General features: G+C 57.1%; 21 protein-coding genes and 1 pseudogene. 11 read left to right on the top strand and 11 right to left on the bottom strand.

All coding sequences use genetic code 11. The annotated features are described in order from the left end of the window. Nucleotides 1-23: 23 nt before the first annotated feature. A complete protein-coding gene (locus tag ACR3EG_RS04525) occupies nucleotides 24-347 on the bottom strand; it encodes an antibiotic biosynthesis monooxygenase family protein (protein ID WP_209195261.1) in 324 nt (107 codons plus the stop codon). A 123-nt stretch (nucleotides 348-470) separates the two neighbouring features. Here ACR3EG_RS04525 and ACR3EG_RS04520 point away from each other — a divergent pair, with 123 nt between their 5' ends. Beyond that, complete coding sequence (locus ACR3EG_RS04520; RefSeq protein ID WP_480483260.1) at nucleotides 471-1,151, top strand: hypothetical protein; 681 nt, start codon at nucleotides 471-473, stop codon at nucleotides 1,149-1,151. A gap of 10 nt (nucleotides 1,152-1,161) precedes the next feature. Here the strand turns inward: ACR3EG_RS04520 and ACR3EG_RS04515 are convergent, their stop codons facing one another. The 4 genes and pseudogenes from ACR3EG_RS04515 to phhA all read right to left on the bottom strand — a co-directional run. After that, a complete protein-coding gene (locus tag ACR3EG_RS04515) occupies nucleotides 1,162-3,450 on the bottom strand; it encodes a glycosyl hydrolase family 28-related protein (RefSeq protein ID WP_480483258.1) in 2,289 nt (762 codons plus the stop codon). 137 nt (nucleotides 3,451-3,587) lie between these two features. Continuing rightward, complete coding sequence (locus tag ACR3EG_RS04510; protein ID WP_480483256.1) at nucleotides 3,588-3,989, bottom strand: DUF4864 domain-containing protein; 402 nt, start codon at nucleotides 3,987-3,989, stop codon at nucleotides 3,588-3,590. A 48-nt stretch (nucleotides 3,990-4,037) separates the two neighbouring features. Then, the gene (locus ACR3EG_RS04505) at nucleotides 4,038-5,612 is read right to left on the bottom strand and encodes a lysine--tRNA ligase (protein ID WP_480483254.1); all 1,575 of its coding nucleotides are present in this window, start codon (nucleotides 5,610-5,612) and stop codon (nucleotides 4,038-4,040) included. 131 nt (nucleotides 5,613-5,743) lie between these two features. After that, a pseudogene (phhA, locus tag ACR3EG_RS04500) lies at nucleotides 5,744-6,550 on the bottom strand (phenylalanine 4-monooxygenase); the annotation flags it as partial. A 102-nt stretch (nucleotides 6,551-6,652) separates the two neighbouring features. On the opposite strand from phhA, the gene ACR3EG_RS04495 reads away from it, so the two are divergent. Then, nucleotides 6,653-7,120, top strand: a complete 468-nt coding sequence (locus ACR3EG_RS04495; protein ID WP_480483252.1) for an Lrp/AsnC family transcriptional regulator — start codon at nucleotides 6,653-6,655, stop codon at nucleotides 7,118-7,120. A gap of 83 nt (nucleotides 7,121-7,203) precedes the next feature. After that, entirely contained in the window at nucleotides 7,204-7,626 is a 423-nt protein-coding gene (locus ACR3EG_RS04490; RefSeq protein WP_170353444.1) for a tellurite resistance TerB family protein, read from the top strand. Here the strand turns inward: ACR3EG_RS04490 and dacB are convergent. The 3 genes from dacB to ACR3EG_RS04475 form a co-directional block, all read right to left on the bottom strand. Continuing rightward, on the bottom strand, nucleotides 7,623-9,101 hold the full coding sequence (dacB, locus tag ACR3EG_RS04485) for a D-alanyl-D-alanine carboxypeptidase/D-alanyl-D-alanine endopeptidase (RefSeq protein ID WP_480483249.1): 1,479 nt from the start codon (nucleotides 9,099-9,101) through the stop codon (nucleotides 7,623-7,625). The genes ACR3EG_RS04490 and dacB overlap by 4 nt on opposite strands. 65 nt (nucleotides 9,102-9,166) lie before the next feature. Further along, the gene (locus ACR3EG_RS04480; RefSeq protein ID WP_480483247.1) at nucleotides 9,167-9,787 is read right to left on the bottom strand and encodes a nicotinate-nucleotide adenylyltransferase; all 621 of its coding nucleotides are present in this window, start codon (nucleotides 9,785-9,787) and stop codon (nucleotides 9,167-9,169) included. Nucleotides 9,788-9,819: 32 nt separating this feature from the next. After that, nucleotides 9,820-10,290: an MOSC domain-containing protein gene (locus ACR3EG_RS04475; RefSeq protein ID WP_480483245.1), complete on the bottom strand. Its 471-nt coding sequence runs from the start codon at nucleotides 10,288-10,290 to the stop codon at nucleotides 9,820-9,822. 138 nt (nucleotides 10,291-10,428) lie between these two features. Here ACR3EG_RS04475 and ettA point away from each other — a divergent pair, with 138 nt between their 5' ends. From ettA to ACR3EG_RS04455, 4 genes are all read left to right on the top strand, one after another. Then, the gene (ettA, locus tag ACR3EG_RS04470; RefSeq protein WP_480483243.1) at nucleotides 10,429-12,084 is read left to right on the top strand and encodes an energy-dependent translational throttle protein EttA; all 1,656 of its coding nucleotides are present in this window, start codon (nucleotides 10,429-10,431) and stop codon (nucleotides 12,082-12,084) included. A gap of 69 nt (nucleotides 12,085-12,153) precedes the next feature. Then, a complete protein-coding gene (locus ACR3EG_RS04465) occupies nucleotides 12,154-13,149 on the top strand; it encodes an SIR2 family protein (protein ID WP_480483241.1) in 996 nt (331 codons plus the stop codon). Between the two features lie 194 nt (nucleotides 13,150-13,343). Continuing rightward, entirely contained in the window at nucleotides 13,344-13,550 is a 207-nt protein-coding gene (locus ACR3EG_RS04460) for a cold-shock protein (RefSeq protein WP_170350547.1), read from the top strand. 168 nt (nucleotides 13,551-13,718) lie between these two features. After that, the gene (locus tag ACR3EG_RS04455) at nucleotides 13,719-14,279 is read left to right on the top strand and encodes a L,D-transpeptidase (protein WP_480483239.1); all 561 of its coding nucleotides are present in this window, start codon (nucleotides 13,719-13,721) and stop codon (nucleotides 14,277-14,279) included. A gap of 13 nt (nucleotides 14,280-14,292) precedes the next feature. Here the strand turns inward: ACR3EG_RS04455 and ACR3EG_RS04450 are convergent, their stop codons facing one another. Beyond that, nucleotides 14,293-14,919, bottom strand: coding sequence for an arylesterase (locus tag ACR3EG_RS04450; protein ID WP_480483237.1), 627 nt, complete (start codon nucleotides 14,917-14,919; stop codon nucleotides 14,293-14,295). 48 nt (nucleotides 14,920-14,967) lie between these two features. Between ACR3EG_RS04450 and ACR3EG_RS04445 the strand changes: the two genes are divergently transcribed. Both ACR3EG_RS04445 and ACR3EG_RS04440 read left to right on the top strand, forming a co-directional pair. Further along, the gene (locus tag ACR3EG_RS04445) at nucleotides 14,968-15,663 is read left to right on the top strand and encodes an ABC transporter ATP-binding protein (RefSeq protein ID WP_209195272.1); all 696 of its coding nucleotides are present in this window, start codon (nucleotides 14,968-14,970) and stop codon (nucleotides 15,661-15,663) included. After that, entirely contained in the window at nucleotides 15,660-18,188 is a 2,529-nt protein-coding gene (locus ACR3EG_RS04440) for an ABC transporter permease (RefSeq protein ID WP_480483235.1), read from the top strand. Before ACR3EG_RS04445 ends, ACR3EG_RS04440 begins: the two co-directional genes overlap by 4 nt. A 2-nt stretch (nucleotides 18,189-18,190) precedes the next feature. Here ACR3EG_RS04440 and ACR3EG_RS04435 read toward each other — a convergent pair whose 3' ends face one another. Beyond that, complete coding sequence (locus ACR3EG_RS04435; RefSeq protein WP_480483234.1) at nucleotides 18,191-18,637, bottom strand: RrF2 family transcriptional regulator; 447 nt, start codon at nucleotides 18,635-18,637, stop codon at nucleotides 18,191-18,193. 94 nt (nucleotides 18,638-18,731) lie between these two features. Between ACR3EG_RS04435 and ACR3EG_RS04430 the strand changes: the two genes are divergently transcribed. Beyond that, nucleotides 18,732-19,301 carry a gamma-glutamylcyclotransferase family protein gene (locus tag ACR3EG_RS04430; RefSeq protein ID WP_170353455.1) on the top strand — a complete coding sequence of 190 codons (570 nt, stop codon included), beginning with the start codon at nucleotides 18,732-18,734 and terminating at the stop codon, nucleotides 19,299-19,301. Between the two features lie 66 nt (nucleotides 19,302-19,367). Here ACR3EG_RS04430 and gltX read toward each other — a convergent pair whose 3' ends face one another. Then, nucleotides 19,368-20,693 (bottom strand): glutamate--tRNA ligase, encoded by a 1,326-nt coding sequence (gene gltX / locus ACR3EG_RS04425; protein WP_480483231.1) that lies wholly within the window; start codon nucleotides 20,691-20,693, stop codon nucleotides 19,368-19,370. Between the two features lie 233 nt (nucleotides 20,694-20,926). Here gltX and ACR3EG_RS04420 point away from each other — a divergent pair, with 233 nt between their 5' ends. Further along, on the top strand, nucleotides 20,927-21,859 hold the full coding sequence (locus ACR3EG_RS04420; RefSeq protein ID WP_170751699.1) for an MBL fold metallo-hydrolase: 933 nt from the start codon (nucleotides 20,927-20,929) through the stop codon (nucleotides 21,857-21,859).

Here is a 21,859-nt window from a genome sequence, read left to right as displayed (position 1 = left end):
GGGGTCGGCTTTGATTTAGGTCACTAAGTACCAAATGTTTCGGCAACGTCATACATCACCGGCTCGAAGCTTTTGCACATTTCGTTAATTCTGCGATTGCGGTCGCGCATTTCCGGCGTGCGTAGCATGGCCAGGAAATCCTCGCGCCGTTCCCATTGCGAATAGTTGGCAATCCGAGTTTGTGCATCATTGACATGTAAACCTGCGGCGATGAACCCCGGCTGCTTGGAAATGAACTCGGCATAGGCATCGGTCAGCGCTTCAAGCAGGTCATGACATGTGCCCGGCGTCATCTCGAATGTGGTGATTACGGTCTGGACGCTGGCATTTTTCGCGATGTTCGGCATCTGGAATCTCCCTTGTTCTGGTCGAGCCTAACACAAGTTCTAAAAAGGTCCCGGGGTTTCCTGAACGGTGCGCCACAAACCGGTATTTGCGAAAAAGTAAGAATAACTAACGATCCGTTAACCATGCTGCCCGATGCTTTGCGCATGTTCCGGCTTGGCTGTCTTTTTGCTCTGTTGTTTGTGGCGTCCCCCGCGTGGCCCGGCGCCTGGCTGCGCGCCAAGGACTCGGCATTCACTGCCGCGTCGGTCACAGTTTTCAAAGATGACTACGGGTATGACTATAAGTCAGCTCTGTATGCGGAATGGGGCTACCGCGAGAACCTGACACTGGGTTTCGACTTTGAAGAAAACCGAGACATTTATGGGCACGCCACCGTTTTCGCCCGCGTTCCGGTTGCCGATTTGAACAATATAGGGCGCTTCGCAGCAGAGTTCGGCGTCGGAGTGCATCACCGACACCGTGACGCCTGGGCCCTTTACAAGGCGACACTGTCCTACGGCAGAGGTTTCCAGACCGGCTGGGGCAGCGGGTGGGTCGCAATTGACACAACGCTGGAATACCGCACTCATGATGTGCTGTTCAGAAAACTGGACATCACGACTGGTCTGTCGGCACCCAGATTGGTCAACCCGATGTTGCAGATCGAAACATCCTATCGGTCCGGGGACCCGTTGTATTGGCGTGTCCGCCCTTCAGTCATGATACGCAAGCAGGACAGACCGACAACATGGGTTCTGGGGTTGGAACGAAAAGATGCCCGCAATGATACGGGCATCAAGGTCGCAATATGGGCGGATTTTTGAAACCCGCAGATCAGACCTCCATTCGGATCATGGTAGACACCGTTCCGCGAAGTGACTGCGACCAGCGAAGGTTGATCACGTCATTGCCTGCACCTTGCTCAAGTTCGACATAAGGCGTGTCATGCACGATTTGCCCAAAACTATTTCTCAGCGGCCCCAGGACTGTGACCGCATCACACCCGCGTGCTTTTCCCCCAAATGGTAAACGCCCTTGAGCCCAAACTCCCCACACTTGCGAGTTTGAGTTCTGCGAAAACCGCAAACGCAAAGGATTTTCGACCTTGGTCGTAACACCGTGAAACGTGTTGTCCCTGACACTTACGTTCAGGTGCCTAAAATGGTTCAGCCCCGCAAAAGTCGTGTCCACGCGTTCAGCACGATCAATAGTTCCGTTGACCGACCGGAATTTATTCCCAGCAATGACGACTCCATTCAGGAAATGTCCGGGGCCATGCGGGCGGATCACAATATTGCTGAACCACGGCGCAACCTCGTTGCAGTAAAAAATATTGTCCGTGATGGTCATGGCACTGAACGAAAACCCGGCCGTGTAAGTCGGGTTCGCATCCCTCTCGTTCGTCCACTGCACAAAACAGTTGTCGACGTAGTTCTCGGAAATAGTCGAGCTGTTATATGTGCCAATCATGACAAGCCCTGCGCTGCGCACGCCTCGGGCGATACTGTCCCCCTGGAAGAAATGGTTACCAAGCACCAGGTTGTTCGTCCCCGCCAGAACCGCGAAACTTTGGAACCTGACAGCTCGGTTGTGTCGCAATTTGACGTCATTGGCCGTCGCATTCAAGGCAATGGACCTGCGGTCCGGCACATTGAACGACTCCTCGCTCGACAGGAACTGACAATTATCAATCAGCATTCCCTGACATCCCGTTCCAATCGAGGTGATGCCCCGGTCCTTCGGACGGCTTATGAAACAGTTGGCGACCGCGAAAGTACTCCCGGACGGAGCAAGCCGGATCGCGCTACAGCGACCGTTGCACTGAAACTCAATCTCCTCCATGCCGAACTTGCGCAGAGTGCCAAAGCCGATGAAATCCAAAAGATACTTGAACGCATAAAACGTGAAGTTTTGGGTGCCCGCGGCGTCAAAAATGGGGGCATTCAATCTAATTTCGCCCGCACCCACGTTTTTGGACCGGACATATATTTCGCGACCAACACCGTTTCCCTGAACCAACGCACCAACTGGTATATTGGCCACATTGGCAACATTGGTCAGGCGGGTCGGGTCCGAAGGGTTATAGGTGGCGACCGAAGTGAAAACTTCGGTATCCCAAGCCGAATTGCTTTTCACATCAAACTGGCCGTTTCGGATGACGCGGCGCGTGGAAAAACCGCTCTGCCGGTTGGGAACCGCCGCAGCCATATCTATCGGACCGTTGACCGAAATTTTGCGCCCACCCATGTCTAGCGATTCATGATCCGAATTGTTCAGCAACGCCTGAAACGCTTTTTTAAAGGCCAGCTCTTCGTCCCCAAAAGCCGTGATGTAGGCGGGCAGATCAAAGTTTTTCGTCAGTAGCAACATCTTGTCGTCAGGCATTGTGACAGTGCCTTCAAACTCGATCTCAGAGGCGATGGTCGTGTTTTGCGTCAGCGCATATGTCCCTTCTGACACGAAAACACGACGCCCGGCCGCTGCCTGATCAGCAGCCACAAATGCAGCCGTATCATCTGCGACGCCATCACCAATCGCACCGAAGTCGCGCACATCGACAAGGCTGATCATATCGCGCAGGAAAACACTTGTGACATCGGTGATCTCGATATCATCAACGCGAACAACGGCACCGTTTGCCCCAACCAAGTCCAATCCGAAGTGGCCGTACAGCGCTGCGACGCCCCACGGCATATCAACACCGTTGCGCTGACCCGTGCCAACAATCGCGGTGATTTCCTGAACCCTACCATATCCTGAAAGCTGGGTTGCGGGGCCTTGTTCGATCACGCCATTCACATGCGAGTCACCTGCACCCCCTGCCCATGCGGCGATCCGAACTTCGGGCAAGGGACCGCTGATCGCTTTCACCCTCGCTTTGATCTGAAGATAACATCCCGGCTGCAAGGGTGTCTGACTCATATACCGCAGTTTTTGCGTGGGGCTGACCTTTAGGATCTCGAGACAGCCGCCAAAATCCGCATCCGCAGGAACGAACGCACCAGTTCCCGATCCGTCATAAGTGGGCGACCCCGGTGTACCGTCTCCGCTGGACCAGACGTTCAAACCGTTTGCGAAAGCAGGCGGCATGAACACGATGCCGTCGGTGATTGCCTTGTTCATAGAAATCCCTTTCCCAATCGCGCCAAAGCCAAACGCCGCGCGCATTAACCCAGTGTCCGGGGGACGCCCCGAACGCATAGGCCTGAGTAAAGAAAAGGAATTAACCGCCGCTCATGACAGCGCACGGTGGTGTTGCATCAGGCCGACGGATCACCGTTACCCAAAAGCTGCACACCATTGATCTTCCAGCCGTTTTCACGCTGCACCATCTGATAGTCCAGAATATGAACCCGACCGTCGCCATCGGTGATCATCACCTTTTGCCACAATGACCCGGCGACGTCGCGCAGTTCCAGAAACCGCACATCCGACGGACGCCAAACCATCGGATAGCCGCGCTTGACCATCACGCCGAAATTCTCGGGTGTTTGAAACAGACGCTGGATGTTGGGGCTGGCAAAGGTAAAGGCGGTGGCGAAGTCATCCGCCTGAAACGCCTGTATCTGTGCGGCGATATTGGCCTCGATCTCGGCATTCTGGGCAAACGCACCCGTGGCCAGACCGGCACTAAAGGACAAAGCAAGCAATAGTCGACGCATGGGGCCACCTCCTTAAGCAAGAGTAGCCCCACACGGTATCAGGTCAAATCAGACCAGTTCTCCGGCCAGCGCTTTGTTGATCAGAGCGATGGTTTCAGGCACACCATAAAGCGCGATGAACCCGCCAAAGCGCGGGCCTTGCGACGCACCCAGCAACACTTCGTAGAGCGCCGTGAACCAGCCGCGCATCGGGTCAAACCGCTCGCGTCCGATGGAATAGACCACCGATTGCAACGCCTCATCCTCAAGCGCGCCGTCATAAGCCTCTAGCGCAGCTTTCAGCGCCTCCAGCGCCTCACGTTCCTGCTCGGTCGGTGCGCGGTGCTGTCTGGTGGGTTTGACAAAATCGTTGAAGTAGCGCACCGCAAAACCCGCCGCCTGATCCAGATCGGGATGCGTTTCTGCGGTCGCCTCGGGCGCGTAGCGGCGGATAAAGCCCCACAGTGCTTCTTTGTCCTCGGCACCAGATACCGAGGCTAGGTTCAGCAACATCGCAAACGGCACCATAAGCGTCGACTCAGGCACGTCACCGCCATGGATATGCCAGACCGGGTTGTTCAGCTGCGCCTTCAATTCTTGCCCCGGATAGGCACGCAGTTGCTGGTGATATTCATCCACCGCCTTGGGAATGACGTCGAAATACAGACGCTTGGCCGTCTTGGGCTTTTGGTACATGAAATACGACAGGCTTTCCGGCGCGGCATAAGTCAGCCACTCTTCCATCGACAAGCCGTTGCCCTTGGATTTCGAGATCTTCTGCCCCTGCTCATCATTGAACAGCTCATAGCTGAGCGACTCGGGCGGCTGTTTGCCCAGCGCCCGGCAGATTTTCGAGGATTGCGTGACCGAGTCGATCAGGTCTTTGCCGGACATCTCATAATCCACGCCCAGCGCGGCCCAACGCATAGCCCAGTCGGGCTTCCACTGCATCTTGACGTTGCCGCCCGTGACCGGGATTTCGACCTTTTCGCCATCGGGCTCCTGATAAACAATCGTGCCCTTGGCCACGTTACGCTCCAGCGTCGGCACTTGCAGCACGTGACCGGTTTTCGGGCTGATCGGCAAGAAGCAGGAATAGGTCTCGCGCCGTTCAGGCCCGAGGGTCGGCAGCATGATTTCTTGTATCTTGTCGAACCGCTCCAAAGCGGTCAGCAGAGCCTCATCAAACTTGCCGCTGGTGTAGTAATCAGTGGCCGAGGCAAATTCATACTCGAACCCAAAACTATCCAGAAAATCGCACAGCATCGCGTTGTTGTGCTGCGCGAAGCCTTCATGCGTGCCAAACGGGTCGCGCACCTTTGTCAGTGGCAAGTGCAGGTCTTCTTTCAGCTCGTCCTGCATCGGCACGTTGGTCGGCACCTTCCGGAACCCGTCCATATCATCCGAAAAGCAGATCAGCTTGGTCGGGATATCGCTGATCTGTTCAAACGCGTGCCGTACCATCGAGGTCCGCGCGACCTCGCCGAAGGTACCGATATGCGGCAGGCCCGACGGGCCATAGCCGGTCTGGAACAGCACATACCCTTTTTCCGGCGCACCTTGTCTGTAGCGTTTGAGGACCCGGCGCGCCTCTTCGAAAGGCCAGGCCTTGGACGACATCGCGGTTTCACGCAGTTCAGACATGTTCTCAGGTGCTCCATCGGGAAATACAGCGCCGGACGCCCTTTGCGGCCCGACCGGCCCCTCCTATTGTGCCGGTGCAGCATGAGTCAATAAAGTGCGCTGTTTTTCTGAGCGGAAACCCCGGTTGCGGTTTATTCGGCTGCTGTCACTTTCGGTGGGAATTTATTAGGCAAAAGACCCAAACGCTGTGCCTGATGCACATCAGCCAGCAGATCCCGATCAGCGGCGGCAAACAGCTCTTCGGGGTGGCCCAGTACAAAATACCCCATCTGGTGCATGTCGATCCGATAAGGCGTGCGCAAGATTGTCACGATATCGAACGGGTCCCGGTCAGGAATGTCGCTTTCCACAGCATAGACCAGTTCCGTGGGCGAGGACGCCAACCCCGAGCCCAGCGCCTTGATCTGCCCGTCCTGTCGGCGCAATCCGAATTCAATCGAAAACCAATAGAGGCGTATCAGCCACGCATAGTCCTTGTCCCCCGCCTGCACCCCGGCCTTGCCGATCGCATGGCTGAAAGCCGCAAAACGCGGGTCGCTCAGTAAGGGCGTGTGGCCGAAGATTTCGTGAAAGATGTCGGGTTCTTCAATATAGTCAAAATCCTCGCGCGACCGGATGAACGAGGCTGCAGGAAAAACTCGATCCGCCAGCATACCAAAGAAGGTCTTGAAACCGATCAGCGCAGGTACCGGCTGCACCCGCCACCCGGTCAGGTCCAGAAGACGCTCGGATATATCCGCACAGGACGGAACGCGGGTCTTGGGCATCTCCAACCGCTTCAACCCGTCCAGATATTCACGCGCCATGTAGCGCTGCACGTTTTCCTGCTGCGCTGCATAAAGGTCCGCCCAAACCGCATCCTCTTCGGTGGTATAAGCAATATGGCCGCGCGCGTTGGCCTGTTTGGCCACGTATTTGGTGGATTTGGGCATGGAACGTCCTCCTTGATAGAATTTTAGCCCATACTCGTGGTAAAATTGACCTCATGGCGTGAGTAATTGCTAGATTTTTGACCGAAAAATTTCGATAATTCTTAAATTATGACCCAAATCCTTCAGCCTGCCGACATCGCCATTCTACAAGAGCTTCAGTCAGACGGACGTCTGTCCATGCAGGATCTCGCCGACCGAACCGGGCTGTCGGCCTCGCAATGCTGGCGGCGCGTGAGGGATCTTGAGGCCACAGGCGTCCTCGCAGGATATGCCGCGCGCGTGCCCGCAAAATCGGTGGGGCTGAACGCGATCGCCTACGTTCACATCGCCCTGAAAGACCACCAAGAAGACAGCATCGCGTCCTTCCTGCGTCTGGTCGAGACAGAACCCCAGATCGTCGAATGCGCATCGATTACCGGAGATCACGACTTCATCCTGAAAGTCTATGCGCGTACGCCCGAAGACCTTGAGCATTTCATTATGCAGCGCTTACTGAAGTCCGGCCTTGTGCGCGACACCCGCAGCAATTTCGTGTTACGTCAGACGAAAACGCGCGGACCTCTGCCCATCCTGTGACGCTTTGGCCGCCGAAATGCGTTGAACCCGATCCCGGTCCCTCCTATCGTGCGCCCTCAGAACAGCTCTATCAGGACCCCGCCATGACCGATCAAGTGCCTCACCCGATGTCACCGCAGGATTGCCTTGTTGCGATCATGGTGGCGATTTCAGCGTCGGACGAAACCATTCGCACGGCTGAACTGGTCAAAATCGAAGGCGCGGTGAACATGCTGCCGGTTTTTGCAGAATACGATGCCGACCGCACCCGTCGTGTATCGCAAATCGTGTTCGACCTGTTCGAGCAAGAGGACGGGTTAGACGCATTGTTCGGCCTGATCCGCGAAAACCTGCCCGCGCGGTTGAACGAAACAGCCTATGCACTGGCCTGCGACGTGGCAGCCGCTGATGGGTCGCTTGCGGAAACCGAGCTGCGTTTGTTGGAAGAAATCCGGTACGAGTTGAATATCGACCGCTTGCATGCTGCAGCGATCGAGCGTGGCGCGCGTGCGCGGCACACGACTTAACTGCCGCTTAGGGTTCCCCATCTTGCAATGAGGGCGCGCTGCAATCTGCGCGACCGGCTATTCCAACTTCGTGCGCCTGACGGGCGTTCGCGCTGAGAGCGTGGTATTTTTGCGCGATGATCAACATCGGCGGTGAAGATGGCGAAAGCCAGTTCAGACCCGTCGGGCGTCGTAATAAATCCACCCAGGCCGGACACGAAATTCAACGTCCCGGTTTTGGCGTCCACCTTGATTGGATGGTTCTTGACCGGCCGACCCTGACTGTCAGTTAGATTAAACCGTTTCAGCAATGGACGCAGCGCGCCAGATTTTTGCGCCGCGACCAGCATCTTGACCAGCGCGCTCGGGGCAATGCGCGACGCATCCCCCAATCCCGAGTGATCCACCATTGCGACGCCATCAACCCCATAAGTCTCGGCGGCCCAAAGGTTCATCTCATCTGCCGAATCCGTCAGACTCTGCAATTCCGCGCCACGCGCTCTTGATGCCGTCATACCCACCATTTCGGCAGTGATGTTGGTCGAGTATTTGAGCATTCCGCGCAAAATGCTGTCGAGCTGATCGCTGTTATGCACAACCAAAGCAAGACCGACTGGCGCCTGGCGCGTCACTTGCACCCGATCCAAGACAATCCCGTTGGACCGGGCAAGCGTCCGAAACACATCTCCCACATAAAGGGCGGGTTTGCGCACCGGTAGCCATCGCGCTCCGCCATTGCCTAGGGCGGCACGCGCCACGGTCCAGCGATCCTGCCGGGCACTGGCTTCATAGGTGTAGATCGGGGCCTTGCGGGCTTCGACCCACATCGTCGCCATGTCCACCGCGGGCTTATACCGCGCGCTGCGCGCATCCATGGTCACATCGTAGTTGGTTCCGGCCCGTTTCCATTCAAAATGAACACGGTTGAAGTTCAGGGATATCCCGCTGATTGCAGGGCTGTAACCCAAATGGTCAGGTTGCCCCGGATCAATGCTGAACACGTAAGGCAACGCCCCATCATACACTTTGAATGCGCCCCGAACTTCGGTGATCCCAACCTCGCGCAGATTGGCTGCCATCGTTGCCAACGCATCTGTGTCCAGCAATGGGTCGCCGCCACCCACAAGGATCAGGTCGCCATTCAAAACGCCATTTTCAATGGTGCCATCCGCAACCAGCTTTGTCTCAAAGCGGAATTCCGGGCCCAGAACATCCAACGCGTAAAGCGCGGTCAGTGCTTTTGCCACGCTCGCTGGCGGCAAGCCGAGATCTCCTCCGACCGTTTCCAACTCGACCCCGGTCTGCGCATCGGCAACGGCGAAAGCAACCTCACCGCGCAAACCCGCAGCCTGTATCAGACGTTCCGCCCCTAGCGGTTGCGCGCCCCGGAGTTGAGGCCTAAGAGAAACCAGCGGTGCATTCGCCAGGGCAACGCCCGGAGCCATCGCTGCCCCAAGGCCAGCCAAAACAAAACGACGTGTGAAACGATCAGCCATAGCCAATTAAAATCCTACAGATCGCGGGCGAACAACCGGTCAAAAGGATTATGCTCCGGTGGGGGCTATTCCGGCAACACCCCATTCGCCGTGATGCCGCGATTGCGAAGTTCAGTTGAACTCACATCGAGCATTGGGACATTGACAAAACACCACGCCGGGGCCTGCGCCCGCCCCAGAAGATGCCGCGCCTGCCCGTCTATGCGATACGTCGCATAGACCTTGGCCGCCGGAGACATTCGCGCTGAAATACGATCACCTGGGCGTGCGACAACACCGACAGGCACGTTATCCATGATGGTTCGCCAATCTTGCCAGAGGTGGAACTGGGCAAGATTGTCAGCCCCCATGATCCATACGAACCGTACCTGCGGATAAAGTCGCTGCAAAGCCGCCAGAGTATCTGCGGTCGCCCGGGTCCCCGTCGCCGCCTCGATATCCGTGACCTCCACACGCGGATGTTGCATCACGTTCTGCGCGGCCCGGACACGCTCCGCCAATGGCCCTGGCCCGCGTGCTTTCAGGGGATTTCCGGGGGATACCAGCCACCATACCCGATCCAATCCAAATGCCTTCATAGCCTCTCGCGTGACATGAACATGTCCCTGATGCGGTGGATCAAAAGACCCCCCGAACAAACCGATTACCTGACCGGGCCTCGCATATGGTATGGCAAAACGCTCCATCCTTTGCTGTTGTTCAGAACTGGGACGGCTTGTCAATCAACGGGCTGCACGACATCGCCCAGCTTGACCCGGCCGGGTTTGACGACTTCAGCACACCAGCCCCCGTGGCCGCGCACGGCAGAATAGCCGCCTTTACCGAAAGCCTCCTCCATCCGGCTGCAGGGCGCGCAGATCACGGTAAAGCGCAAAATCGCTTCACCGACTTGCACCTCACGCCCCTTGAGCGCTGCCAGATTAATCCCCGAGACCACCAGATTGCGCCGCAGGATTTCAGGCGTGACTGGCCCTTGACCGAGATATGACCCAATCGCCGCTAGATGTTCCTGCTGGATCAGCGTCACCGCCCGTTTGCCCGCACGAGCGCGGTCGCCTTCCAAACCATCGGCGGAGATCAAAACAGTATCGACCGGTTGCACCTCCGCCCTGCGACCAGGTCGCAGACCAATCCATTCCAGCCGACCCGGCTTGGCCCATCCTGCAATCAGTGCCGCCAAATCCGCCATGCTTCCCCCCTTTGCTACAATCGGACAACTACCGCCGCACATCCGAATGCAAAATTCACAAAACCACCAGCTTGCCCCGCCCGCCCCGCTTGGATATCAAGCGGATCAACCCAATTTCCCCGACCCAGAGGACGCGACATGGCCGCCTATCAATATGTCTACCACATGCAGGGTGTCTCAAAGACTTATCCCGGTGGCAAGAAGTGCTTTGAAAACATCCACCTGAGCTTTCTGCCCGGCGTGAAAATCGGTGTTGTCGGCGTCAACGGCGCGGGTAAATCGACCCTGATGAAGATCATGGCCGGTCTCGACAAGGATTTCACCGGCGAGGCATGGGCCGCCGAAGGTGCCAAGGTCGGCTACCTGCCGCAGGAACCGCAGCTGGATGAATCGCTGACTGTCCGCGAAAACGTTATGCTGGGCGTGGCCGAGAAGAAAGCGATCCTCGACCGTTACAACGATCTCGCCATGAACTACTCGGATGAAACCGCCGACGAAATGGCCAAGTTGCAGGACGAGATCGACAGCCAGAACCTCTGGGATCTCGACAGCCAGATCGACGTCTCGATGGAGGCGCTGCGCTGCCCGCCGGACGATGCCAACATCGCCAACCTCTCGGGCGGTGAGAAACGCCGCGTGGCGCTGTGCAAGCTGCTGCTGGAAGCGCCGGACGTGCTGCTGCTTGATGAGCCGACCAACCACCTGGACGCCGAGACCATCGCCTGGCTGCAGCAGCACCTGATCGACTACAAGGGCACCATCCTGATCGTCACCCATGACCGGTATTTCCTGGACGACATCACCGGCTGGATTCTGGAACTCGACCGTGGCCGCGGCATTCCGTACGAGGGCAACTATTCTGCATGGCTTGAACAAAAAGCCAAACGGCTGGAGCAGGAAGCCCGCGAGGACAAGTCCAAGCAAAAGACGCTGCAGCGCGAACTGGACTGGATGCGTCAGGGTCAAAAGGCCCGTCAGGCCAAATCCAAGGCCCGGATCAACGCCTATAACGAGCTGGCCGAGCAGTCCGAGCGCGAAAAGCTGACCCGCGCCCAGATCGTCATCCCCAACGGCCAGCGCCTTGGCGGAAAGGTGATCGAGGTCGAGGGCCTGTCGAAGCATATGGGCGACAAGCAACTGATCGAAGGGCTGGACTTTGCCCTGCCCCCCGGCGGCATCGTCGGTGTCATCGGCCCCAACGGTGCCGGTAAATCGACCCTGTTCAAAATGCTCACCGGTCAGGAACAGCCCGACAGCGGCACCATCACGCTGGGTGACACGGTCGAGCTGTCTTATGTCGACCAGTCCCGCGACGACCTTGCCGACAACGACACCGTGTGGGAGGCGATCACCGGCGGTGCCGAGATCATCCAGTTGGGCGACGCGCAGGTCAATTCCCGCGCCTATTGCTCGTCCTTCAACTTCAAGGGCGGCGATCAGCAGAAAAAGGTCTCGCTGCTATCCGGTGGTGAGCGCAACCGCGTCCACATGGCCCGCCTGCTGAAGGAGGGCGGCAACGTCCTGCTGCTCGACGAACCCACCAACGATCTGGACGTCGAAACCCTGCGCGCGCTGGAAGACGCGCTGGTCGATTTCGCGGGCTGCGCCGTAGTGATTTCGCACGACCGTTTCTTCCTCGACCGGATTTGCACCCATATTCTGGCGTTTGAGGGCGACGCGCATGTCGAGTGGTTCGAGGGCAACTTCGAGGACTACGAAGAGGACAAAAAGCGCCGTCTGGGACCGGACGCTCTGGAGCCGAAGAGGTTGAAGCATAAGAAGTTTGCGCGGTAGATGCTATCTTCTTGATACTACCTTAACGAGAGATATTGTACTCCTACATATTTTGTTTGGAGTACAATAATGCCAAAGAAACTAGTGATTTTTGGTAATGGTCTTGGAAGATCTTTCGACGACAATTTTTATCAGCTGGAGAGAGCTCTAAAAGCCTCATGGGACGCTGACAACGTTCTTGATGAAGAACAAAAACAACTGATCTGCAACTGTCTGGATGATGATCTGATTGAAGGCGATCTAAAAGCCCCAACATCGGAAGATCAACTGGAGAATCTCCAGAAAATTCTCGATGCCTGCGATATGATCAAAACATTTGAGACCAGAGATGGCGCCCCGGAACTGGGATGGTTAAGTGACCACGGGAAACGCTTTCCTATCGCAATTCGAAAGTACTTTCACCACGCTGCGGGTCAGTTCCATAATTCGAACAAACGACTACCATCCGCATTTGCCAACCAACTTCGTGGATTCGTGCGGTCGGATCGCCCGCATATTGCGACACTGAACTATGATGACCTTCTCTATGAGTGCTTCACTGAAACGGATGTCTTCCGGGAGCACATGCTGAGAGATGGATTTTTCGGTGACTTCGATATTGAACGGCATAGGCAATTTCACGATCCAACAAATGAAGGATGGTTCTTACACCTGCACGGCTCTCCGCTTTTTGTTAATCGCAACGGTTCACCACGAAAAATCATGCGCTCTCAACTATCTGATTATGTTGGTAATAATAGCGTACATCTAGTGCTCACCAACGCAAAATCTAAACCAGCGGTAACATCCAACTCACAAATATTGACTGAATATTGGAGAGAACTGACCAAGATTCTCGCAAAACCAATGCATGTGACGCTGTTCGGCTACGGAGGCGGCGATTTGCATCTCAACGAGCTTTTGGCGAACACAAATGATGCAACCGAGGTTCGGATAGTGTGTCGATCAGTAAGCAGAACACAGGAGCAAGCAGAGCAGTTTTGGCGTGAAACACTGTATCCAAAACCGGAAGATAAAATCTTTGTCGAACAGGTTCACAGTTTAACCGACTTTAGTAATTGGTAGCTATGGAGGTCTGAACACGGCTATGTCGTGAAACTCCACCCTTGCCACATCCCCACCGCAATGCCATATCCAAAGGGCTAACGTTTTTCTATTTCGACCTACTGTCTCCTTTTCCGGCGCTCAGTCATTCGATCCAGACTACGACGCCAGGCTGCCGCATCCCCGTGGGCAGCACCAAACAGGAGAATACGGATATGCCCGCAGGCACCGTTAAATGGTTCAACACCACCAAAGGCTACGGCTTTATCGCACCCGAAGATGGCGGCAAAGACATCTTCGTTCACATCTCGGCTGTCGAGCGTTCGGGCCTGACCGGTCTGGCCGACAACCAGAAAGTCACGTACGAGCTGCGCTCGGGTCGTGACGGCCGCGAAAGCGCCGACGACATTCAACTGGCATAAGCCATTGAAAGGGCAGAGGCTTTCCTCTGCCCTTTTTCTCAACGGGCCCGAATAGTGTGGCCCGTTGACGACATCACATTTCAGTTACTCTTCCCCGCAGATTGACCGGATCGGATATCATTCCGACACTCTGTTCAAGATTTTGTTTTTCGAGTGAAGAGATAAGACATGTTCACACGCCGAAGCTTCATGACAAGCGCCACCGCCCTAAGCCTTGTGCCGGGCGTTGCATCAGCAAAAACGAAGACTGCTGAATACGACCCGACGCCCCAGTACGTTCGGATCAAGAAAGAATTCCTGCCCGGCCAGCTTCTGGTCGTACCGAGGTCTTTCTACCTCTATTTCGTGACCGAACCGCGCAAGGCGATTCGCTATGGCTGCGGAGTCGGCAAAGCAGGGCTAGAGTTTACTGGAACAGCGACCATCGACGTCAAGAAAGAGTGGCCCACTTGGCGCCCCACCAACGAGATGATCGAGCGCGAGCCGGTAACCTATGCCCGTTTCAAGGATAACGACTACGTCCAACCCGGCGGAGGGGACAACCCGCTTGGCGCGCGGGCGTTGTACCTGTTTCAGAGCGGGGTCGACACGTATTTTCGCATTCACGGCACCACGCAGCCACAGACGATTGGCACCGCCGCATCTAACGGATGCATCCGGATGCTGAATTCACATGTTGTCGATCTTTACGAACGTGTGCCGATCGGAACCGTGGTTACAGTCATTTGATCTATTCTATGGCTTAATCGGCAAGATCCAGAACGTAAGGCCCAAGGTCCTGAACGATTAACGCAACGCCTTCGGAATTGGGGTGGATGCCGTCAGGTTGCATAAATCGGCGCGCTGCATTCGGGTCTGCGTCAGATGTGAGACCCGTGAAAAAGCTGGGGGCATAGGCGGTGTCAAATTGCTGCGCCAGATCAGGGTACATCTGATCGAAGGCCGCCTTATATTCAGCCCCGTAGTTGCCCGGGGCCTGCATGCCGACCAGCAAGACCTCAACACCCGCCTCCTGCGCGGTTTTCAGGATGGCTGTAAGATTGGCACGCGAAACGGCCGGATCGATTCCCCTCAATAAGTCATTTCCGCCAAGTGCGACGATCAACCCGTCAACTTCGGGGGTCAGGGTCCACCCCACCCTTGCCGCACCGCCAGCGGTCGTGTCGCCTGAAACACCAGCGTTGATCAAGCGGATGTCAGCATTCTGACCTTCAAGCCAACGGCCAAGTTGCGGCACAAACCCATCACGCTCTGGCAGGCCGTACCCTTGAGTCAGGGAATCCCCCAATGCGGCAATTACAACCGTTTCCGCTGTTGCCATGACGCCCCAGCAGGCAAAAAGCACCGTGATCAAAGCCTTGCGCAACATCATAACCGCTCCATATCAATCATCAACGCCCCCGCTTTGGATCGCCCTATGACTCTACCAGTTCTGTCCCTTGAACATGCCGCTTTATCGTTGGATGGCAATGCCGGTCGGGTGGATATCCTGCATGACATCACTCTTTCGGTTGCACAGAATGAAACTCTGGGGCTGGTTGGGCCGTCAGGGTCTGGCAAGTCTTCGCTGCTGATGCTGATGGGTGGGTTGGAACGGGCAACCAGCGGCAAGATCAGCGCACTCGGCCAGGATTTGAGCCGTATGGACGAAGATGCTTTGGCTCGGTTCCGTCGTAACACGATGGGCGTGGTGTTCCAGAACTTTCACCTGATCCCAACCATGACGGCATTGGAAAATGTAGCAACGCCACTGGAACTTGCCGGCCAGAAAGATGCATTCTCCCGTGCGCAAGCGGAATTGGATGCGGTCGGCCTTTCCCACCGGCACGACCATTACCCTGCACAGCTGTCGGGTGGCGAACAACAGCGCGTCGCACTTGCGCGCGCGGCAGCTCCTCGACCGAAAATATTGCTGGCGGATGAGCCAACTGGAAACCTTGATGAAACCAACGGGGCTGCAATCGTCGATCTTCTGTTTGACCTGAGGGACCGCCACGGCGCGACATTGGTCCTTGTAACCCACAGCCATAGCCTAGCCCGTAGGTGCGACCGTGTGATCCGCTTGCGTGATGGCAGGATTACCGAAGACACACGGCAAGAGGCCGCCGAATGAGCCTTCGGCTGGCAGGGCGCCTAGCGCGGCGCGAGTTGCGCGGCGGCTTGCGTGGTTTCCGCGTTTTCCTTGCCTGTCTGGCGCTTGGGGTGGCTGCCATCGCAGCTGTCGGCTCGGTCAGATACGCAATTCAGAGCGGCCTGTCACAGGAAGGGGCCGCGTTGTTGGGCGGAGACGCACAGTTAGAGTTCACCTATCGCTTCGCGTCCGACGATGAGCGTGCCTGGATGGCACAGGCGGCCGAGGCAACCTCCGAAGTCGTCGATTTCCGGTCGATGGCCGTAACCGGGCAGGCAGAGACCGCGCAGCGCGCGCTGACGCAAGTAAAATCCGTGGACGATGCCTATCCTTTGGTGGGCGAAACTGTATTAGAGCCCACCATGACTCTGTCCCAGGCTCTTGAGGGCGATCAGGATTTGCCTGGTGCGGTCATGGACCCGTCTTTAATGGACCGATTGAACCTTTCGGTGGGCCAAACTTTTGCTCTTGGCTCGCAAGACTTTGTGCTGACAGCTGCGCTTATCCACGAACCCGACGGAGCGGCAGACGGGTTCGGGCTGGGCCCACGCACACTGGTTCGCACCGAGGATTTGGGCAGTTCGGGATTGTTGGCACCCGGAACACTGTTTTCAACCAAGTACCGGTTGGACTTGCCACGCGACACTGACCTTGCCCAGCTGGCCACGACCGCAGAAAAGACGTTCGACAGCACCGGAATGCGATGGACCGACGCCCGAAACGGGGCACCCGGCATCGCCGAGTTCGTAGATCGGCTCAGCGCGTTTCTGGCACTGGTTGGCCTGTCCGGACTGGCGGTCGGAGGCATCGGCGTATCAGCCGCCGTACGGGCCTATTTGTCGCAAAAAACGGAAACGATCGCGACGCTGCGCACACTGGGTGCGGATCGAGCGACAATTTTCCAAACCTATATGATCCAGATCGGGATCCTGTCTGGTATCGGCATCCTGCTGGGCCTTGTGCTGGGTGGTCTGACACCCGTGCTTCTTGCCCCATTGATCGAGGCGCGCCTGCCCGTACCCGCAGTGTTTTCTATCTACCCCAAGCCGCTGGCCGAGGCGGCACTTTATGGAGTACTAACTGCGTTTTTGTTTACACTTTGGCCATTGGCCCGCACTGAACACGTCCGAGCGGCAACACTCTTCCGCGATGCCCTTTCATCGGCACGCATTTTTCCGCGCCCTGTATTCCTAGTGGCGACGGTCATCGGGCTGGGATTGCTTGTTGCCTCTGCAGCTTGGTTCAGCGGATCAACCCGCCTGACGCTCTGGACTGCCGGAGGATTGGTCGGCGCGCTGGCTCTGTTGGCCCTATCCGCATTTGCCATCCGCAAGCTCGCTCGTGTCAGCGCCCCCTGGGCACGCGGTAAACCCGCAATACGATGGGCGCTATCGGCCATTTCCGATCCACGGGAAGGGGCAGCGTCGGTTGTTCTTTCGCTTGGGTTGGGGTTGTCTGTTTTGGCGGCAGTTGGCCAAATCGACGGCACACTTCGCAATGCGATCTCGGGAAATCTGCCGGATGTGGCACCATCGTATTTTTTCGTAGACATCCAAAAAGACCAGATGCCCAGCTTTCTCGAACGTCTGGAAACCGACCCGGCGGTCAACCGCATCGAGAGTGCTCCGATGCTGCGCGGCATCATCACTCAGATCAACGGCAGCCCTGCGCGTGATGTGGCGGGTGATCACTGGGTTTTGGACGGCGACCGAGGCGTTACGTATTCAGCAACGCCACCAAGCAACGCACGTGTCAACAAAGGGGACTGGTGGGACGAGGGCTATGCAGGCCCCCCTCAGGTCAGTTTCGCCGCAGAAGAAGCCGAAGAGATGGGGCTTAACCTTGGCGACATGCTGACAGTCAACATCCTCGGGCGCGACATAACGGCAGAGCTGACATCCCTGCGCGAAGTCGACTTTTCCAATGCTGGCATGGGATTCATCATGTCGATAAACCCGTCCGCCTTGGCCGGAGCACCGCACAGTTTCATCGCGACAGTCTACGCCGAAGAACAGGCCGAAGGTCCGATACTGCGTGACCTTGCCGGGCAGTTTCCCAATATCACTGCCATTCGGGTGCGCGACGCAATTGACCGGGTATCAAACCTACTGGCCGGTCTGGCCGCTGCAACGTCTTACGGTGCAGGCGTATCGCTGTTGACCGGTTTTCTGGTTCTGATCGGCGCCGCGGCGGCGGGCGAACCGGCCCGACGATATGAAGCCGCGATCCTGAAAACGCTGGGCGCTGACCGGCGTCGCATCCTGCTCAGTTTCACCATGCGCGCAGCTCTCTTGGGGGCAGCTGCCGGAAGCGTGGCACTGTTGACGGGTATTCTGGGTGGATGGGCGGTTGCCACCTATATTTTTGACACCCGTTTTGCGGTCATCTGGCCCTCGGCCATTGGCATTGTTCTGGCCGGAGTTCTGGTCACGCTGGGCGCGGGTCTGATCTTCGCTTTGCGCCCTCTCGCGGTGAGACCGGCACGCATTCTGCGCGCCAGTGACTGATCCTATCGCACGCAGGCCACGGGTTGCAGTATCTGCAGCAGTTGGTCGTTGTCGCATACCAGCGCGTCCAGCGTGATGTCATCTAACGACACATAAAACACTTCGGCAGCGTCTTGCAGCGCCAACCGCAAACGACACGCATCGGTCAATGGGCACGTATTGTCTGCATCGGCAAAACACTCGGCCAGCGGCAGGTTCCCTTCGACATGGCGAAAGACCGACCCGATACGAATCTGGTCAGCAGGTCTGGCAAGCGTCATGCCCCCGTTTCGACCCCTTTGCGTGCTGAGATAGTCAAGCTGGCTAAGTTGATTAATCACCTGCGCCAAGTGGTTTTCCGAGATGTTGCACACTTCGGCAATCTCGGATTTGGTCACAAGCCTGTCCTGATGCGCGGCACAATACATCAGCAGGCGCACTGCAATATTCGTCCGTTTGGTAATGCGCATGGTCGCCTCCCAAATTTCAAGATGCGACCTTATTGCATGTCCGGCAAAAAAGCGGTTTGACATACATCAATCGGCGCAAAGGACACAGTGGCACATGGCAGACCCTTACTTCTTTGGCTACGGCAGCCTGGTCAACCTTGCGACCCACGATTTTCCGGATGCCCGCCCTGCCCGCCTGAAGGGCTGGCGCCGCGCTTGGAGGCATACGGACCTTCGCCCGGTGGCATTTCTAACGGCCATCCCTGATCCGAACAGCGAAATCGAAGGTATGATCGCACATGTGCCTCGAAACGATTGGGCCGCTCTGGATGAACGCGAATGGGCCTATGACCGAGTACCCGCAACCCAAGCCGTGACACATCCCCTGACTCACGATGTGGAAATCGCCGTCTATGCAGTGCCTCATGGCCGCCACGCCGAACCGACTAATCGCCATCCCTTGCTGCTCAGCTATATCGACGTGGTTGTACAAGGCTATCTGCGGGCCTTTGGCGAAGCCGGGGCGGACCGCTTTTTTGCCACCACTGATGGATGGGATGCTCCGATCCTGAACGACCGCGCCGAACCTCGCTATCCGCGCCACCAGCAGTTGAAACCGAACGAGACCGAATTTGTGGATACCCGCCTGCAGCATCTTTCTGCAAAGCTGGTCCACTCTTTGTAAAAAAGGCCGGGAATGCTTGCCCGGCCATTCTTTGGTAGAAGATACGTGCGCCGCAGAGCGCGTTTATCACCCGCGCGCGCGGATCACTTGCAGCAAGGGCAGCAAAGTCGCCATTTCCGGTCCGCGCTCCATCCCTGTCAGCGCTTTGCGCAATGGCATGAAAAGCCCCTTACCTTTGCGGCCCGTGGCCTCTTTGACGGCCTTGGTCCAGGCACCCCAAGTCTCACCGTCAAACGGTCCTTCTGGCAACAGCGCAACGGCTTCGGCGATGAATGCCTGATCCTCGTCAGCGATCAAAGGTTCGGCACCGTCGCGGCACAAGTCCCACCAGCCCTTCAGATCCGCCAGAGTCGTGATGTTCTCGCGCGCCATGGCCCAGAAAGACTCGGCCAGATCAGCGGGGACACCCGCATCGGCGACCGCATCGGCCACATCGGCCAGTGGCAACGATTGCAGGTGTTTTGCGGTCAGCGGAAACAGGTCCTGCACGTCGAATTTGGTCGGCGCCGCGCCAAAACGGCCAATGTCAAACCCGTCAATCAGCTCGGCCATGTCCGAACGCAATTCGACCGGATCAGAGGACCCCAGACGCGCCATCAAGCTCAGCAGAGCCATCGGCTGCACGCCCTGTTCGCGCAGATCGCGCAAGGCCAGCGTACCCAGACGTTTCGACAGCGCCTCACCCTGCGGGCCAGTCAGCAGCGAGTGGTGCGCAAAGCGCGGGCAGTCTCCGCCCAGCGCCTGAATAATCTGAATCTGCGTCGCGGTATTGGTCACATGATCTGATCCGCGCACCACATCGGTCACGCCCATCTCGGTATCGTCGACCACCGACGCGATGGTATACAGAACCTGACCATCCCCCCGGATCAGCACCGGATCAGACACTGACGCCGCATCAATCGAGATGTCGCCCAGAATGCCATCATTCCACTCGATCCGCTCGTGATCCAGCTTGAAACGCCACACACCATTGCCACGTTCGGCGCGCAGGGCCTCTTTCTCGGCGTCAGACAGGTTTAACGCGGCGCGGTCGTAGACCGGCGGCTTGCCCATGTTCAGCTGCTTCTTGCGTTTCAGGTCCAGCTCGGTCGGTGTCTCGAACGCCTCATAGAAACGACCCATCTCGCGCAGCTTGTCGGCGGCCTCGGCATAGCGGTCCAGACGCTCGGACTGACGCTCGACCCGGTCCCAATGCAGGCCCAACCACTCCAGATCCTGCTTGATCGCGTCGACATATTCTTCCTTCGACCGCTCGGGATCGGTGTCGTCGATGCGCAGGATGAACGTACCGCCTGCCTTGCGAGCGATCAGATAGTTCATCAGCGCGGTGCGCAGGTTGCCCACATGGATGTAACCGGTGGGCGACGGGGCGAAACGGGTGGTTGTCATAGGTGTCTCCTGTTGGCGCGGCTCTTGTCACAGGATGGGCATTTTGTCCAGCACATGCAGGAAAACGGGGCGGCAAGAAACAAATCTGCCTTCAGATCCGGCGCGGATCGCAACATGAGCAAAAATTAACATGCTATGTTCGCTCACGCAGCCCATTTCACTGATGTGTGAACTGGCAAGTGGCCTTCACCGATCTAGGATTAAAACTGGTGCTCTGACAGGGAGAATGAGACATGACCATCAAACTGACACGCCGCGCAGCGCTCGGATCAGCCGCAGCATTGCCTTTTGCCGCCGCTGCAACGCCGGTTCTGGCAGCAACAAACGAAACCAAAGCGAACTCGACAATCGCCAAATCGTTTCAACTGGGCGATTTCACGGTCACCTCGCTTTTGGATGGCAGTTTGCCGCGTGACGGCGCCAAAGAGATTTTCGGCGGCGGTGCCTCGGACGAGGAATTTGCCAAGGTCTCGGCCGACAACTTCATCCCTGCCGACCAAGCACAATTCTTCTTTACCCCGACGCTGGTCAACACCGGATCCGAGCTGGTTCTGTTCGACACCGGCTTGGGTCAGGGGGGTATTCAGGCCGCTCTTGCAGATGCGGGGGTTACCGCTGATCAGATCGACGTCGTCGTGCTTACCCATATGCATCCCGACCACATCGGCGGCATGACAACCAATGATGCCCCTACTTTTACCAACGCGCGTTTTGTGACCGCTTCGCCCGAATATGATTTCTGGGCAGCTCAGGATGCAGGGAACCGCGTCGGCGATCTGGTTGCCGCCAAGGTCACTCCGCAAGCTGAAAAGATGACATTCCTTGGCGATGGCGGAGAAGTCGCATCAGGCATCACAGCCGTCGCGGCGTATGGCCATACACCGGGACACACTGTCTATCACCTTGAAAGCAACGGGCAGCGTCTGGTTCTGACTGCTGACCTCGCAAACCATTACGTCTGGTCTTTCGCGCATCCCGAATGGGAGGTTCGCTTTGACATGGACAAGGCTGCAGCCACAGCATCACGCCGTAAGGTTTTGGGTATGCTGGCCGCAGACAAAGTCCCGATGATCGGATTCCATATGCCGTTCCCTGCAGCAGGTTTTGTTGAAACACGCGGGGATGGCTTCCGCTTTGTCCCCGTCAGCTATCAGATGATGGGTTAA

The sequence above is a fragment of the Ruegeria sp. AM7 genome (assembly GCF_056535965.1).
Note: the sequence above shows the minus strand (reverse complement) of the source record. Positions and strands in the feature narration are given on the sequence as shown.

Excerpts from the sequence above, each read along its gene's own strand:
- ACR3EG_RS04525 (WP_209195261.1), bottom strand. The coding sequence starts at position 347 with ATGCCGAACATCGCGAAAAATGCCAGCGTCCAGACCGTAATCACCACA.
- ACR3EG_RS04520 (WP_480483260.1), top strand. The coding sequence starts at position 471 with ATGCTGCCCGATGCTTTGCGCATGTTCCGGCTTGGCTGTCTTTTTGCT.
- ACR3EG_RS04515 (WP_480483258.1), bottom strand. The coding sequence starts at position 3,450 with ATGAACAAGGCAATCACCGACGGCATCGTGTTCATGCCGCCTGCTTTC.
- ACR3EG_RS04510 (WP_480483256.1), bottom strand. The coding sequence starts at position 3,989 with ATGCGTCGACTATTGCTTGCTTTGTCCTTTAGTGCCGGTCTGGCCACG.
- ACR3EG_RS04505 (WP_480483254.1), bottom strand. The coding sequence starts at position 5,612 with ATGTCTGAACTGCGTGAAACCGCGATGTCGTCCAAGGCCTGGCCTTTC.
- ACR3EG_RS04495 (WP_480483252.1), top strand. The coding sequence starts at position 6,653 with ATGACCCAAATCCTTCAGCCTGCCGACATCGCCATTCTACAAGAGCTT.
- ACR3EG_RS04490 (WP_170353444.1), top strand. The coding sequence starts at position 7,204 with ATGACCGATCAAGTGCCTCACCCGATGTCACCGCAGGATTGCCTTGTT.
- dacB (WP_480483249.1), bottom strand. The coding sequence starts at position 9,101 with ATGGCTGATCGTTTCACACGTCGTTTTGTTTTGGCTGGCCTTGGGGCA.
- ACR3EG_RS04480 (WP_480483247.1), bottom strand. The coding sequence starts at position 9,787 with ATGGAGCGTTTTGCCATACCATATGCGAGGCCCGGTCAGGTAATCGGT.
- ACR3EG_RS04475 (WP_480483245.1), bottom strand. The coding sequence starts at position 10,290 with ATGGCGGATTTGGCGGCACTGATTGCAGGATGGGCCAAGCCGGGTCGG.
- ettA (WP_480483243.1), top strand. The coding sequence starts at position 10,429 with ATGGCCGCCTATCAATATGTCTACCACATGCAGGGTGTCTCAAAGACT.
- ACR3EG_RS04465 (WP_480483241.1), top strand. The coding sequence starts at position 12,154 with ATGCCAAAGAAACTAGTGATTTTTGGTAATGGTCTTGGAAGATCTTTC.
- ACR3EG_RS04460 (WP_170350547.1), top strand. The coding sequence starts at position 13,344 with ATGCCCGCAGGCACCGTTAAATGGTTCAACACCACCAAAGGCTACGGC.
- ACR3EG_RS04455 (WP_480483239.1), top strand. The coding sequence starts at position 13,719 with ATGTTCACACGCCGAAGCTTCATGACAAGCGCCACCGCCCTAAGCCTT.
- ACR3EG_RS04450 (WP_480483237.1), bottom strand. The coding sequence starts at position 14,919 with ATGTTGCGCAAGGCTTTGATCACGGTGCTTTTTGCCTGCTGGGGCGTC.
- ACR3EG_RS04445 (WP_209195272.1), top strand. The coding sequence starts at position 14,968 with ATGACTCTACCAGTTCTGTCCCTTGAACATGCCGCTTTATCGTTGGAT.
- ACR3EG_RS04440 (WP_480483235.1), top strand. The coding sequence starts at position 15,660 with ATGAGCCTTCGGCTGGCAGGGCGCCTAGCGCGGCGCGAGTTGCGCGGC.
- ACR3EG_RS04435 (WP_480483234.1), bottom strand. The coding sequence starts at position 18,637 with ATGCGCATTACCAAACGGACGAATATTGCAGTGCGCCTGCTGATGTAT.
- ACR3EG_RS04430 (WP_170353455.1), top strand. The coding sequence starts at position 18,732 with ATGGCAGACCCTTACTTCTTTGGCTACGGCAGCCTGGTCAACCTTGCG.
- gltX (WP_480483231.1), bottom strand. The coding sequence starts at position 20,693 with ATGACAACCACCCGTTTCGCCCCGTCGCCCACCGGTTACATCCATGTG.
- ACR3EG_RS04420 (WP_170751699.1), top strand. The coding sequence starts at position 20,927 with ATGACCATCAAACTGACACGCCGCGCAGCGCTCGGATCAGCCGCAGCA.